The organism is Serratia sp. 14-2641, assembly GCF_001692375.1.
In the GTDB taxonomy this organism is placed as follows: Bacteria; Pseudomonadota; Gammaproteobacteria; order Enterobacterales; family Enterobacteriaceae; genus Chania; species Chania fonticola_C.
In genome coordinates, this window is record NZ_LXKR01000001.1 from 254,695 (window position 1) to 269,320 (window position 14,626).

9 protein-coding genes and 1 tRNA gene are annotated in these 14,626 nt (G+C 51.5%); 6 read left to right on the forward strand and 4 right to left on the reverse strand.

From position 1 onward, the window contains the following. Positions 1–109 precede the first annotated feature (109 nt). Positions 110–2,761 carry a DNA topoisomerase (ATP-hydrolyzing) subunit A gene (gyrA, locus tag A6U95_RS01130; protein ID WP_065683117.1) on the forward strand — a complete coding sequence of 884 codons (2,652 nt, stop codon included), beginning with the start codon at positions 110–112 and terminating at the stop codon, positions 2,759–2,761. Between the two features lie 171 nt (positions 2,762–2,932). Then, positions 2,933–5,806, forward strand: a complete 2,874-nt coding sequence (gene rcsC, locus A6U95_RS01135; RefSeq protein ID WP_065683118.1) for a two-component system sensor histidine kinase RcsC — start codon at positions 2,933–2,935, stop codon at positions 5,804–5,806. Between the two features lie 81 nt (positions 5,807–5,887). Here rcsC and rcsB read toward each other — a convergent pair whose 3' ends face one another. Genes rcsB through A6U95_RS01150 form a run of 3 tightly spaced genes read right to left on the reverse strand, consistent with a single transcriptional unit; the run spans position 5,888 to position 10,406 of the window. Next, a complete protein-coding gene (gene rcsB, locus A6U95_RS01140) occupies positions 5,888–6,538 on the reverse strand; it encodes a response regulator transcription factor RcsB (RefSeq protein ID WP_021178490.1) in 651 nt (216 codons plus the stop codon). After that, positions 6,531–9,233: a phosphotransferase RcsD gene (rcsD, locus tag A6U95_RS01145; protein WP_065683371.1), complete on the reverse strand. Its 2,703-nt coding sequence runs from the start codon at positions 9,231–9,233 to the stop codon at positions 6,531–6,533. Before rcsD ends, rcsB begins: the two co-directional genes overlap by 8 nt. 21 nt (positions 9,234–9,254) lie before the next feature. After that, complete coding sequence (locus A6U95_RS01150) at positions 9,255–10,406, reverse strand: MFS transporter (RefSeq protein ID WP_065683119.1); 1,152 nt, start codon at positions 10,404–10,406, stop codon at positions 9,255–9,257. Positions 10,407–11,244: 838 nt separating this feature from the next. Between A6U95_RS01150 and ompC the strand changes: the two genes are divergently transcribed. The 4 genes from ompC to A6U95_RS01170 all read left to right on the forward strand — a co-directional run bounded on the left by ompC (position 11,245) and on the right by A6U95_RS01170 (position 13,586). Next, positions 11,245–12,360 (forward strand): porin OmpC, encoded by a 1,116-nt coding sequence (ompC, locus tag A6U95_RS01155; RefSeq protein ID WP_065683120.1) that lies wholly within the window; start codon positions 11,245–11,247, stop codon positions 12,358–12,360. 154 nt (positions 12,361–12,514) lie between these two features. After that, positions 12,515–12,931 (forward strand): VOC family protein, encoded by a 417-nt coding sequence (locus A6U95_RS01160; RefSeq protein WP_065683121.1) that lies wholly within the window; start codon positions 12,515–12,517, stop codon positions 12,929–12,931. A gap of 79 nt (positions 12,932–13,010) precedes the next feature. Next, entirely contained in the window at positions 13,011–13,340 is a 330-nt protein-coding gene (gene osmE, locus A6U95_RS01165; protein WP_065683122.1) for an osmotically-inducible lipoprotein OsmE, read from the forward strand. 158 nt (positions 13,341–13,498) lie between these two features. Beyond that, a tRNA-Ser gene (locus A6U95_RS01170) sits at positions 13,499–13,586 on the forward strand. A gap of 110 nt (positions 13,587–13,696) precedes the next feature. On the opposite strand, the gene A6U95_RS01175 is transcribed toward A6U95_RS01170, so the two are convergent. Then, a complete protein-coding gene (locus A6U95_RS01175; protein WP_065683123.1) occupies positions 13,697–14,572 on the reverse strand; it encodes a LysR family transcriptional regulator in 876 nt (291 codons plus the stop codon). Between the last annotated feature and the right edge of the window lie 54 nt (positions 14,573–14,626).

Below are 14,626 nucleotides of genomic sequence, written 5' to 3' on the forward strand. Positions count from 1 at the left end.
CGAAACAGCGCCGGTAATTTCCCCGTAAAGCGCGCTTTGTGATATAGTTTTACACCTTTGGCACTACGCCAAGGCAGATGAATCATTCAGTATGAGGGATAGCAGCTCCATGAGCGACCTTGCCAGAGAAATCACACCGGTAAATATCGAAGAAGAGCTGAAAAGCTCGTATCTGGATTACGCGATGTCCGTTATTGTCGGCCGTGCGTTGCCAGATGTTCGTGATGGACTGAAGCCGGTGCACCGCCGCGTTCTGTACGCGATGAATGTACTGGGTAACGACTGGAATAAACCATACAAGAAATCGGCCCGTGTCGTTGGGGACGTGATCGGTAAGTATCACCCGCATGGTGACAGCGCGGTGTATGACACGATCGTCCGTATGGCCCAACCGTTTTCGTTGCGTTACATGTTGGTGGACGGCCAGGGTAACTTCGGTTCTGTGGACGGCGACTCCGCCGCAGCAATGCGTTATACCGAAGTGCGCATGTCGAAAATCGCCCACGAACTGCTGGCGGATCTGGAAAAAGAGACCGTCGACTTCGTGCCAAACTATGACGGTACCGAGCAGATCCCGGCCGTTATGCCAACCAAGATCCCGAACCTGCTGGTCAACGGCTCGTCCGGTATCGCCGTAGGTATGGCGACCAACATTCCGCCGCATAACCTGTCTGAAGTTATCAATGGCTGTCTGGCCTATATCGAGGATGAAAACATCAGCATTGAAGGGCTGATGGAACACATCCCAGGCCCGGACTTCCCGACGGCGGCAATCATCAATGGTCGTCGTGGTATTGAAGAAGCCTACCGTACTGGCCGTGGCAAAGTGTATCTCCGCGCCCGTGCCGAGGTAGAGGCGGACGCTAAAACCGGCCGCGAAACCATCATCGTGCATGAAATTCCTTATCAGGTGAACAAAGCGCGCCTGATCGAGAAAATTGCCGAGCTGGTGAAAGAGAAACGCGTTGAAGGCATCAGCGCGCTGCGTGACGAGTCTGATAAAGACGGTATGCGCATCGTGATTGAAGTCAAACGTGACGCCGTGGGTGAAGTGGTGCTGAATAACCTGTATTCGCTGACTCAGCTACAGGTCACCTTCGGTATCAACATGGTGGCACTGCATCAGGGCCAGCCAAAGTTGCTGAACCTGAAAGATATTCTGCGTGCATTTGTGCGCCACCGCCGTGAAGTGGTGACCCGCCGTACCATTTTCGAACTGCGTAAAGCCCGCGATCGCGCCCATATCCTGGAAGCGTTAGCCATTGCGTTGGCCAACATCGACCCGATTATCGAATTGATCCGCCGCGCGCCGACTCCGGCAGAAGCGAAGATTGCGTTAATCGCGCAACCTTGGGATCTGGGTAACGTCGGGGCGATGCTGGAACGCGCCGGTGACAACGCTGCACGCCCAGAGTGGCTGGAGCCAGAGTTCGGTATCCGTGACGGTAAATATTACCTGACCGAGCAACAGGCTCAGGCGATCCTGGATCTGCGCTTGCAGAAACTGACCGGCCTGGAGCACGAGAAGCTGCTGGACGAGTATAAAGAGCTGCTGAACATCATCGCTGAGCTGATCTTTATTCTGGAAAACCCAGACCGCTTGATGGAAGTGATCCGTGAAGAACTGGTGGCCATGCGCGATCAGTTCGGTGACGCACGCCGTACCGAAATTACCGCCAACACGTCTGATATCAACATCGAAGACCTGATCAACCAGGAAGATGTGGTCGTGACATTGTCGCATCAGGGCTACGTGAAGTATCAGCCTCTGACCGACTATGAAGCGCAGCGTCGCGGTGGTAAAGGCAAGTCAGCCGCCCGTATTAAAGAAGAAGACTTTATCGATCGTCTGCTGGTGGCCAACACCCACGACACGATCCTGTGCTTCTCCAGCCGTGGTCGCCTGTACTGGATGAAGGTGTATCAACTGCCGGAAGCCAGCCGTGGTGCTCGTGGCCGCCCGATCGTCAACCTGTTGCCGCTGGAAGCCAACGAACGTATCACCGCCATTCTGCCGGTGCGTGAATACGAAGAAGGGCGCCATGTGTTTATGGCTACCGCCAGCGGTACCGTGAAGAAAACCGCATTGACCGAGTTCAGCCGCCCACGCAGTGCTGGCATCATCGCCGTTAACCTCAACGAGGGTGACGAGCTGATTGGTGTTGACCTGACCGACGGCAGCAACGAAGTGATGCTGTTCTCCGCCAACGGTAAAGTGGTGCGCTTCCCAGAAGGGCAGGTGCGCTCGATGGGCCGTACCGCTACCGGCGTACGCGGTATCAACCTCGGTGAAGGCGATCGTGTAGTTTCGCTGATTGTTCCACGCGGTGAAGGCGATATCCTGACCGTGACGCAGAACGGCTACGGCAAGCGTACTGCGGTAACGGAATATCCGACCAAATCGCGTGCGACCCAAGGGGTTATCTCCATCAAGGTCAGCGAGCGTAATGGCCAGGTTGTTGGGGCTGTGCAGGTAGAAACTACCGACCAAATCATGATGATCACCGATGCAGGCACGCTGGTGCGTACCCGTGTCGCGGAAGTCAGCGTGGTTGGCCGTAACACCCAGGGTGTTACCCTGATCCGTACTGCGGAAGACGAGAACGTCGTCGGCCTGCAGCGCGTTGCTGAACCGGTTGAAGATGAAGAGCTTGATAGCCTTGAACCAGGAAGCGACGAAGCGGAAGAAGATACCACACCACTCGATGAGGGTGATGAGGATACCGGCGCCGTAGACGATATGGATGACGAGAACGCCTAAATAGCACGGCCTTGGCCGTATAATCTGGGTGGTTCAAAAAGGGCTTGGCAGCGATGCTAGGCCCTTTTTCAGTTGTATGGTTTAATTGCTGCAATCACTTGTCGATGCTGCACGGGATCGTTGTTTTGCTATGATTATGCTCGTCACCCCTTACTCTGGCATGGTACCTGCTTGAAATACTTAGCCTCTTTCCGTACCACGTTAAAAATTTCCCGCTATCTGTTTCGGGTGCTGGCGTTCATGCTGTGGTCGCTGGGTGCACTGCTGACCACGTTTTATATCCTGGATATCGTGCATGAGAAAGAATCCGATATCAGGCAGGAATATAATCTCAACTTTGACCAGGCTCAGGGTTACATTCGCCACTCGGCGGATATCATCCGCGACATCAAATACATGGCGGAAAACCGCCTCAACGGCACGGTAGGGAGCCTCGAGCTGTTCACCGGCATGATGAATGGCCAAGACAGCCAGCCGGAGATGAAGCCGCTGTACCCAGAATCCAACTGTGCGCTGAACTCTAACTACCGTGACTCGATCACGTCGTTAAACAGTCTGATCCAATACTGGAAAGAAAACTTTGTCGCGGCCTATGATCTGAACCGGGTGTTTTTTATCGGCAGTGACAGCCTGTGCATGACGGAATTCGGTAGCAGCAACGGTATCACCGATCGGCAAAACGTGCTCAAGGCGCTGCATGAGCGCATCCTTAAATACCGTAACGCCGCCAACAGCGCGGAGAAAGACAATAACCTTTACTGGATCAGCCCCAGCCAGCAGCGGCCTGATGTAGGTTATCTGTATGTGATGACGCCGGTCTATGTCGGCAACAAGCTGGAAGCGCTGCTGGGGATTGAACAGACAATCCGCCTGGAGGACTTTGTCACCACCAGCAACCTGCCGGTGGGAGTTAATCTGCTGGATGAGAACAACGAATCGGTGCTGCGACTGGCCAATGGCGATCGCTACGCCTCTTCGCTCAATGTTTATCCGCAGGAACACACCTATTTTGGCTATGTCGACAGTTACCAGGATCTAATCATGAAGAAGGCGCTGCCGCCTTCGTCGCTCAGCATCGTGTATTCATTGCCGGTGAAGAGCGTGGTGGAGCGCTTCAAGGTACTGATCCTCAATGCGGTGTTGCTTAACCTGCTGTCGGCCGTGGTGTTGTTCAGCCTGGCGTGGTTGTTCGAACGCAAGATGTTCCTGCCTGCGGAAGAGAATGCCTTCCGGTTGGAGGAGCATGAACAGTTCAACCGCAAAATCGTGGCTTCGGCGCCGGTGGGCATCTGCATTCTGCGCATCAGTGATGGTACCAACATCCTGAGTAATGAACTGGCGCATAACTATATCAACCTGTTGACCAATGAGGATCGGGATCGTATTACACGCATTATCTGCGAACAGCAGGTCAACTTTGTAGATGTGATGACCAGTAATAACAACAATCTACAAATCAGCTTTGTGCATTCCCGTTACCGCAATGAAGACGTGGCTATCTGCGTGCTGGTTGACGTTAGCGCCCGCGTCAAAATGGAAGAGTCGCTGCAGGAAATGGCCGCGGCGGCGGAACAGGCCAGCCAGTCCAAATCGATGTTCCTGGCCACCGTCAGTCATGAGCTGCGCACGCCGCTCTACGGGATTATCGGCAACCTGGATCTGCTGCAGACCAAAGCGTTGCCGCAAGGGGTCGATCGCCTGGTCAATGCGATGAACAATTCCTCGGGGCTGTTGCTGAAGATCATCAGCGACATCCTGGACTTCTCCAAGATTGAGTCGGAGCAGTTGAAAATAGAACCTCGTGAGTTTTCTTGCCTGGAAGTCATTACCCACATCGCGGGCAACTACTTGCCGCTGGTGGTGAAAAAGCGGCTCGGTTTGTACTGTTTTATTGAACAAGGTGTGCCTGAGCGTATCAATGGCGATCCCGTGCGTTTGCAACAGGTATTGTCTAACCTGTTGAATAACGCCATCAAGTTTACCGACACCGGCTGTATTATCTTGCAGGTCTGCACCCGTGACAGCTATCTGGAGTTCAGCATTCGCGATACCGGCGTCGGCATTCCAGAAAAAGAGGTCCTGCGCCTGTTTGATCCCTTCTTCCAGGTTGGCAGCGGGGTGCAGCGCCATTTCCAAGGCACTGGGCTTGGGCTGGCGATTTGTGAAAAACTGATCAACCTGATGGACGGTGATATCGCGGTGGAGTCCGAGCCTGGCCTCGGCAGCCTGTTTACCATTCGTATTCCGCTGTTTGGGGCGCAGTTCCCGGCGCCGCAGGCCAGCGATACCTGGCAGGGCAAAAACCTGTGGCTGCAAATTCGTAACCAGCGGTTGGAAAGCTATCTACAGGCGATCCTTGGCGGCTACGGTGCCACGGTATTACGTTATGAGGGGCAGCAAACCGCGGCAGGGGACGTTCTGTTCAGCGATCATCCTTTACAGGTGGACACTCCGCTGTTGGCACAGATCGAACTCTCTATTGCGCACATTGGGCCGTCGTTGGAAACGCACCCAGGTTACTGGCTGCATAGTACCTCCACGCCACGGGACGCTATCCAACTGTTGAACCGGCTATTTGGTGTGGTTACCGAAAGCGATAAGGCGTTGGCGCAACTGCCGTTATCGGTTAAGGCCAATAGTGCCGATAACGGAGATATTCGCCTGCTGGTGGTGGACGATCACCCGATTAACCGGCGCTTGCTATCCGATCAACTGGCATCGTTGGGCTATCAGGTGATTACCGCCAATGATGGTGTCGATGCGCTCAGCGTACTGGAACGCAATCCGGTGGATATCGTATTGACTGATGTCAATATGCCGAATATGGATGGTTATGAATTGACACGTTGCCTGCGCCGGTCCGATTTTACAGCCCCGGTGATAGGCGTGACGGCTAATGCGTTGGCAGAAGAGAAACAGCGCTGTCTTGAGGCCGGGATGGATAACTGCCTGTCGAAACCGGTCACGCTGGAGACGCTGGAGCAGTCACTGGGCTATTACAGTCAACGGGTACGGCGGTTTAGGGCTGAGTCGGAAGATGTATAAATACTAAAGGGCGCCTGAGAGCGCCCTTTAAATTGATCACAATGTTGGTTCAGGGGTACTGCATGCTGCACCCGTTGAACTTTAGTCTTTATCCAACTGCGTCATACTGACGGAAGAGAGATAGTTGAGCAGTGCGATATCGTTATCAACACCCAGTTTCATCATGGCTGATTTCTTCTGGCTACTGATAGTCTTGATGCTACGGTTCAGTTTTTTGGCGATTTCGGTCACCAGGAAACCTTCGGCGAACAGACGCAACACTTCACTTTCTTTCGGGGAGAGGCGTTTGTCACCGTAACCGCTGGCGCTGATTTTCTCCAACAGCTTTGAAACGCTCTCTGGCGTGAATTTCTTTCCTTTCTGCAATGCGGCCAGCGCTTTTGGCAAATCGGTAGGCGCACCCTGTTTCAGGACGATGCCTTCGATGTCCAGATCCAACACCGCGCTGAGAATGGCCGGATTGTTGTTCATGGTCAGAACGATGATCGACAATTGCGGATAGTGGCGTTTGATATATTTTATCAGCGTAATGCCGTCGCCATATTTGTCACCCGGCATCGAAAGATCGGTGATCAGTACGTTGGCGTCCAGCTTGGACAGATTGTTGATCAGTGCTGTAGAGTCCTCGAACTCCCCAACGACATTCACCCACTCAATTTGCTCAAGTGACTTCCGGATGCCAAACAGTACGATAGGATGGTCATCGGCAATAATTACGTTCAGGTTATTCATGTTGTTGGCTACCTTGCTGCAGCAGTCTACTGACGAAAAAATCAATCTGACTGATGTTATTCTCGATCTTGAGCGCATCACCGTCCGCGATGTGCTGTTCTAACGATTCACACAGAAGCTTTCCGGGAAGCAGATTTAACATGGCAAACACGCCCTTCAGGCGGTGTGCGGTTTGAGACAGCGCTGCAAAATCACCGCTGCCCGCCTCAGTATACAGTTTTTTGATATCGTCGGGTACTGTATCAATAAACAAACCATAGTAATCACTTGATCTCAATTGTTTTTCATACACTTGGGCGCTTTCTGCCAGTGATCCTACAGGGGTTTCTTCCTGCTCTTGTGCCGCCATCTGGTGTTCTATCAAGATCAGAACAGCGTCGATCATGGCATTGTGCAGGTTATAGTTGACGCGAATATAGCCTTTATCAAGCTGTTGCCAGCCCGCTTCATCGCTGGTTAACAGTAACGTATAGTCGTCGGCCTGCTGCGGGTTATCGGTCAGTAATACATCATAATCCCGGCTGTTTTGGTGCTCCTCGGCCACGATGCAGTTGGCCCCGTAGCCCGCCAGTAGCTGAGTCACGATAAGGCGGATCTCGTCGGAGGTGATATCCAGCAGCGCCGTTACCCCATCGAGTAATTTCTCCGTCGCCTGTTCCTCTGTTTTTTCCTGCTCCATAGTGACGCGAATGGTATAGCGGGTACCGATATCGATTTTGCTGCGGATATCCAACTGGCCATTGAGTTTTTTGCACAGTTGATTACACAGGAAAAACGTCAACCCAGAACCATGGTCGAAGCGATCGACCAGCGTTTGGCTGAGGAACGGGTAGGTCAGGTTGCTGATTTCCTCACTGGAAATGCCGGTGCCGGTGTCATTGATATGAAATACCAGTTGTTCAGGGCGATCGGCTTCCTGTTCTACCACCAGTGTGATCTTGCCGTAGGCGGTGGTGATGATGGCGTAGCGCAGCAGCAATGAAAGGATTTTGCGCAGTGCGCCAGCATCGCCAATGTACTGTTGGTTGACGTCCAGATTAACGTGATTGAACAGCGCCAGCCCTTTCTGGTTGATGGCTGGCAGCATGTCCAGCAGCAGTTCATCCAGCAGTGCAGAGGGATTGAATGGTTGACGTACCGGCTGCCAATCCTGTGTTTCCAGCCGGGTGAGCAGGGTGATATTGTCGATCAGATCCAATACCGATGCAGAAGCCAGGTTGAGTTGTTTAAGCAATGTCTGTTGCTGCTCGGCATCTGATGGTTGGCACAGGCTCCCGGCCAGTTCGTGCATTTGCCGCACCGGCTGATTCAGCTCGATCCCCAGGTTGTGCAGCATCAACTTACGGGCCTGAACGTTTTTATCGTATTCGCGGCGGGCCTGTTGCAGCCGTTTGTTCACCATCACTTCTTTATCCTGATCGTTGAGCAGGAACAGATAGGTTTCCGCCGTTCGTTGGCTGCGGAAGATGCGGATCTCATAGACTTCGTTGTTGACCGTAGCCTGGATCACGCCGTGATGCTGCTCCGCCATATGGGCAATTTTGGACAGGCTGAGATGTGGTAACAGGTGCTCGGCGATCTTGTTGCTGGTAATCACGCTATTATCGGCAAAGTCATAGACCAGTAGCCCGCAAGGCAGGCTGGCGACAATTTCCTGATTGAGCGAGCGTTGGAGATCCAGCTCGGCGGCGATATTTTCGCTGGGGCGGATGTATTGCTGGCGGAGGAAATAAATGCCCACCATCGATAGCGTCAGTAACAGCAGATTGACCGCCAGTAGCCAGATGTTATTGCGCAGCAGGTCAATCGCCAGATTGAAAGCTGAAACGCGGTAAATCAACTGCAGCGGCGAGTTGGGCAAGGAAACACTGAATTCAACCCAACTGCCTTTCAGGGCTGCCTGGGCGTTGATTGCCGTTTCGCTCGGCACCATGCTGTCGTCGATCTCTTCATTATCGGGCAGCAGCAGGAAGTTGGAGCGGGCCATGTTAAGCGGAATGATATCGTTAATCGGCAGGTCGAAGGCGATCACCGTGGCCAAATGTCCAGGCTGGTTAAAGGTGGTGCGGATGGAAAACGAGTAGGCATTCTGGAAGCGCTGTTTGCGCAGGCCGGAAAAACTTTCGCGTTCGTCCAGCATATTGGCCTGTTGCAGCATTTCGGTGCGGCGGTCTGACACCGACGTAGTCAGGTAGTTTTCTTTCAACCGCGAGGTCAGGTCTTTCAGCGATTGGGTCGTCACCAGGCTCAGGCTGTTATCTTGCCCGTTGAGAAAATACATCGCATAGTTTTCAGTCTCGGTTCCCCAGCGGTTATCGAGGAAGTCCGAGATATTGGCAACCGTAGCCAGCGTGGCGATGTCGTGGTTGCCAAAAATGACCGCATCGGTTTTGCTGCGTCGCTTCTCAACATAATAGACATCCGGACGCAGTCGGGTTTCCTGCAGGTTGGTCTCAACAGCAAGCGACGCGGTATTACCAAATTTGTCATAGATTTGCTCGGTCAGAGAGCGGTAGCTGTCGATACGCTTTTGCAGCATGTTGGCGATGGTGTTGACGGCATGTTTTTTCTCCGTCAGATAGGCGTTGGTGTAGTTATAGCTGTACAACCCAATGGCCATGGCCAGCAGCACGACAAACAGCCAGAAGCTGCGGGTGATGTAGCGGGAGTTTATGGTCAGTTGTCTATCTTGCAACATGGCTACGCATTCCTGAAATTAGCGAGTGACCGCTTTGGCGCTGGCAGTGACGATCAGCAGTAATGCCGCGACACAGGCCAGGGCAAACGTCAGGCTGGAGATCTGGGCGATTAGCCCGATCACTGCCGGGCCGGCCAGAATACCGGCATAGCCCACCGTGGTGACCGAAGCAATGGCCAGGTTGGCAGGCATGACGCGTTGGTTCCCAGCTGCGCTAAACAGAATAGGGACCACGTTGGATGCCCCGACGCCGACCAGCATAAAACCAATCAAAGAGGCTATGGCGCTGTCTATGGTAATGGCCAGCGCCAGGCCGATGGCCGCACACAGGCTACCCAGCAACAGCACCTGATATCTGCCCATGGCATTCACCACGCGATCGCCATTCAGCCTGCCGATCGTCATGGCAATGGAGAACAAGGCGTAACCCAAGCCTGCCTGGTTATGATTCATCCCGCGCATGGTGGTCAGGTACAGCGCGCTCCAGTCGAGCATTGAACCTTCCGCCAGGAACATGATGAAGCACAGTAGGCCAATAAACATGACCCAGCCACGTGGCAAAACGAACATCGGGCCTTCTTTATCTCCGCCACTTTCACGCAGCAGGTTTTTACTGGAAATCAGCAGCAGAGCCAGAATGGCGACGACGGCGATCAGCGTGGCTTGTAGCGGGCCTAGCCCCAGCCATAACAGGGCGCTGACTCCACCCGCACCGGCGATCCCGCCAACGCTGAAGAAACCGTGAAAACCGGACATCATGGCACGGCTGCTGGCGCGTTCGACCACTACGGCCTGAATGTTCATGGCCACGTCAATCATACCGATTGCTGCACCGAACAGCAGTAAGGCTAACGCCATCCCCAAGGTGGAGTCCATCAGCACCAGCAGCGGCAAATCGATGCATAGGGCGATACCCGCCAGCAGGATCACGCGGCGACAGCCAAATTTGCCGGTCAAAAGCCCAGTCAACGGCATTGCCATGATCGAGCCAACCCCGATGCACAGCAGCAGCAGGCCTAATGAGCCGTCATCTATATTGATACGCGTTTTGGCAAAAGGCACCAGCGGTGCCCAGGTGGCCATTGCCAGTCCGGCGATAAAAAAGGCCAGGCGGGTGGCATTCTGCTCGGGCACACCGGGCTTACTTTGTTCGTTGCAAGTGACTGTCATGTCGGTATCGGGATCGGCTCTGGATAGTGGCTTAAATGAACCCCTGTTTTTATCACAATCTGTGATCGGGGTCGAAAGGATTCGCGTTAACCGTGTAGCCCATCAGGAGGAAGGAGCTGTGTTAGATCACTCTCAGAAGAGGGGGAAATAGTTTCACAAGGGAACAAATCTATTATCGAGGGAATTGATGCAGGAGATATTGCTATTTTGTATGTAGTTGTGGGCTATTTAAACGATGAGCGGCGACAAATTATTCACTGGTTAATTTTTTGGCGGTTTTTTATGGTTAGTTTAGCTATTAGTGCGGTGATTGATCATGTTTATGATATCTCTTTGTGATTGAATTTGTGCATAAAATGCTTTATTGGAACGATTTACGCACTGATTTTGGGTATAAAAAAACCGGCCAGAGGCCGGTCGTAACTACAAAAATTATCATACGGATAATGAAGGTAATAATGAAAATAATGATGATAGCGGGATGATTATAGCGCCAGGCGTTGAAACGGTTTTTGGCACAACGTGCTTATTGTTTGATACTTTTGTCCTGATATCTTTATTTTTATAAAGATTTGTATATTTAATTGTTTTGTAAGGTTTAATTTATTTTTTTATCTTTCGGTGCTTTATTTGTTTTGTCGGTAAGTTTTTGTTAAAGTTCGCCAGTATTTACATTTTGAAACCTTTAAATATTGGTATGAAACACTATTGGATACTTGGTATCATTTTCTTTCTGGATTAATATAGCCCTTGTTACCAGAATGGTGATTCACAGTCGCGCTAATAATGCTCAGAAGAGCAGTGGCCGTAGCTCGACATAATTAAGAGGATAATAACGATGAAACTTCGAGTACTCTCCCTGATCGTCCCAGCTCTGTTGATGGCAGGCACAGCAGGTGCAGCAGAAATCTACAACAAAGACGGCAATAAACTGGATTTGTTCGGTAAAATCGACGGTCTTCACTATTTTTCCGACAACGATAAAACCGACGGCGATCAGTCTTACATGCGTTTTGGCCTGCGTGGCGAAACTCAGATCAACGATCAGCTGACCGGTTATGGTGAGTGGGAATATCAGGTTCAGTTGAACAAAACTGAAGACGAAAATGACTCATTCACCCGTGTGGGCTTCGCTGGTCTGAAATTCGGCGATTACGGCTCATTGGATTACGGCCGTAACTACGGTGTGATGTATGACATCGGCGCATGGACCGACGTGTTGCCTGAGTTCGGTGGCGATACCTATGGCGCGGACAACTTCCTGTTCCAACGCACCAGCGGTGTTGTGACTTATCGTAACAACAACTTCTTTGGTCTGGTTGATGGCCTGAACTTTGCCCTGCAGTATCAAGGTAAAAACGGCAACGGTGAAGAAAGCAACAACGGCCGTGATGTCCTGAACCAGAACGGTGACGGCTACGGTATGTCCGTATCCTATGATCTGGGCTATGGCATCAGTGCAGCTGGTGCGTTCTTCAATTCTGACCGTACCAACGATCAGAACGGTGGCCCTAACGGCACCTCTTCTATTCTGGGTCGTGGTGACAAAGCCGAAGGCTATAGCGGTGGTCTGAAATACGACGCTAACAACGTCTATCTGGCAGCGATGTATACCCAGTCTTACAATGCTACCCGTTTCGGCAACAGCAATAGCTCTCTGTACGGTTACGCGAACAAGGCGCAGAACTTCGAAGTGGTTGCACAGTACCAGTTCGACTTCGGCCTGCGTCCTTCCGTGGCCTACCTGCAGTCTAAAGGCAAGGACATTGGTGGCGGTTACGGCGACCAAGATCTGCTGAAATATGTTGATGTGGGCGCGACCTACTACTTCAACAAAAACATGTCCACCTACGTTGACTACAAAATCAACCTGCTGGACGACAACACATTTACCGACAAAGCCGGTATCAATACCGACGACGTGGTTGCTGTAGGTCTGGTTTACCAGTTCTAAGCAATACTGTGAATGTGACCACGCGGCCTTCGGGCCGCGTTTTTTTTGCCCGTTCGCCAGCCGCACAGATTGATCTTCGCGCGGCACTGATTGCTATTCTGTTGAGCCCGTACACACCTACCCTGTTTATAAATTGATAAATCAGGAGGTTGGTATGGAACTTAAGATTGAGCGTGTGATTGAGACGGTGTTGTATGTTAACGATATCGAACGTGCCGCAGCCTTCTATCAGCAGGTGTTGCAACTGCCAGCGATGGTAGCAAATGATCGTTTCCGGGCCTATAACATCTCCGATCAAAGCGTGTTGCTGCTGTTTGTTGCCGGGGATTCGCTGAATGGTGCTCACTATCCGGGAGGCTACATTCCCCCTCATGATGGCAGCGGTCCACAACATCTTGGTTTGGCCGTGAGCAAGGCCCAGTTGCCCCTATGGGAGCAGCAGTTGGCCGAACACGGTGTTGAGATAGAAGGGCGTATGCTTTGGGAACAGGGTGCGGAGAGTATTTATTTCCGCGATCCAGATGGCCACCTGTTGGAACTGGTGACGCCGGGTATCTGGGCCAACTATTAATAGCGGCAACGCATTATTGGCATAAAAGCCTTTTAGCTTCTACACTTAGATAACAATAAGCATGCTAAGGAGATAAGCGATGACAAAGAAACTGGTTTTGGCCGTATGTACTGCGGCGCTATTTACCGTACTGACTGGGTGTACCACTTACGACAGGGCCGCGAGCTATGTGAACGAGCCTGTGGTAAGCGATGTAAAAGTCGGAATGACGAAACAGCAAGTGCGCGCAATTGCCGGGCCGCCATCAACCTCTGCTAGCCTGATCCATGCACAGGGTACTTGTGATACTTATGCCGTGGCACCACGGGATGGTAAAGCACAGACCTATTTTGTCAGCTTCAACGACACGGGGCACGTGATGAACAAGGGTTATCAGAGCTGTTCAGAGTACGATACCCAACCTAAATAACTGCCTGCTTATTGTCCGAAAAGAGCCTCGCTGATGCGGGGTTCTGGTTTTTTTTACCACAATCGGCCTGAAATTTAAGCGAACGAGCATTTTGACGCATTTTTTTACGTGAAAACGATAGACATTTCATAACGGTACCGTTAATATCTGCGCCCATTGGAAGGATGGCCGAGTGGTTTAAGGCAACGGTCTTGAAAACCGTCGAGTGTAACAGCTCCCAGAGTTCGAATCTCTGTCCTTCCGCCAAATACAGACCCCAAGCTTATCATGAGCTTGGGGTTTTTCGTTTTCAGACGGCCGTCAGGTTTTTACTTTCTAGGCGCTTGCATCACTTCGCCAGGTGATTTTCCGCGCGTTCACATCGCCATCAGGATCTCGGTAAAATCGTTAGTTATAGACGATGTCATGGGCTCGTCACGTTTAATAATATAAAAGCATGCGCTGATATTAATATCTTCAGCAGATTTCTTCTTGAGGTTCAGCTGTGGGCTGTAATGTGCCACGATACGATCGCTTAAAAGCGCGAGATAACCCTGTTGTTTCACTAAACACCAGGTGGCGAGGAAAGAATCAGTTTCCACGACATTACCCTGCTGCGTGCACGGGAAAGAGGAGTCTTGCATCGCTAAGCGACCGGCAGTACAGGAATGTGGAACTACCCACTTTGTTTCGTCCAGCGGCAACTCATCAGAGGCTTGATTGTTCCCTTGATAAAGGGAGAACGTTTCACATTTGAAGTCTTGTGTTACCAGATCGACACAGTTAATCCCCTCGCTGAGGTTACAGACCACCAGATCCAATTCGTTATTTCTCAACTTGGCAACCAACCCCTCGGGGCAATCTTCAATCACGATAATACGGGTGTGTGGATAACGCTGATTAAAGATCTCAAGTGCGTCGGGGAGGTAGCACAGCAGTGGATAGGTGCTCATGCCTAGGCGCAAGAATTTCTCTCCGGTTTCTTTCAGCCCACGGAATTCATAAATGGTATTTCTTAACTCATTGGTGATAGCGTCAATGCGTTGAAAAAATGCTTCACCTACCGCAGTGAGTCGGACACCACGGTTGCTGCGTTCCAATAGACGCGAGCCAATATTTTCTTCAAGTTCTTTTATAATACGGCTGAGTGTTGGTTGTGAAATAGCCAGTTTTTTTGATGTTTCATGTAAACTACCGCAGTAAACAATTTCTTTAAAAGTAGTAAGGTGAGATAATTTCGGCATACTTTTCATAATAAAGCTCTTCATTCATATTTTAATTGGTGGTGCAAAAGGGCCCTGCATGAC

Excerpts from the sequence above, each read along its gene's own strand:
- A6U95_RS01150 (WP_065683119.1), bottom strand. The coding sequence starts at position 10,406 with ATGACAGTCACTTGCAACGAACAAAGTAAGCCCGGTGTGCCCGAGCAG.
- gyrA (WP_065683117.1), top strand. The coding sequence starts at position 110 with ATGAGCGACCTTGCCAGAGAAATCACACCGGTAAATATCGAAGAAGAG.
- rcsB (WP_021178490.1), bottom strand. The coding sequence starts at position 6,538 with ATGAATAACCTGAACGTAATTATTGCCGATGACCATCCTATCGTACTG.
- A6U95_RS01175 (WP_065683123.1), bottom strand. The coding sequence starts at position 14,572 with ATGAAAAGTATGCCGAAATTATCTCACCTTACTACTTTTAAAGAAATT.
- ompC (WP_065683120.1), top strand. The coding sequence starts at position 11,245 with ATGAAACTTCGAGTACTCTCCCTGATCGTCCCAGCTCTGTTGATGGCA.
- A6U95_RS01160 (WP_065683121.1), top strand. The coding sequence starts at position 12,515 with ATGGAACTTAAGATTGAGCGTGTGATTGAGACGGTGTTGTATGTTAAC.
- osmE (WP_065683122.1), top strand. The coding sequence starts at position 13,011 with ATGACAAAGAAACTGGTTTTGGCCGTATGTACTGCGGCGCTATTTACC.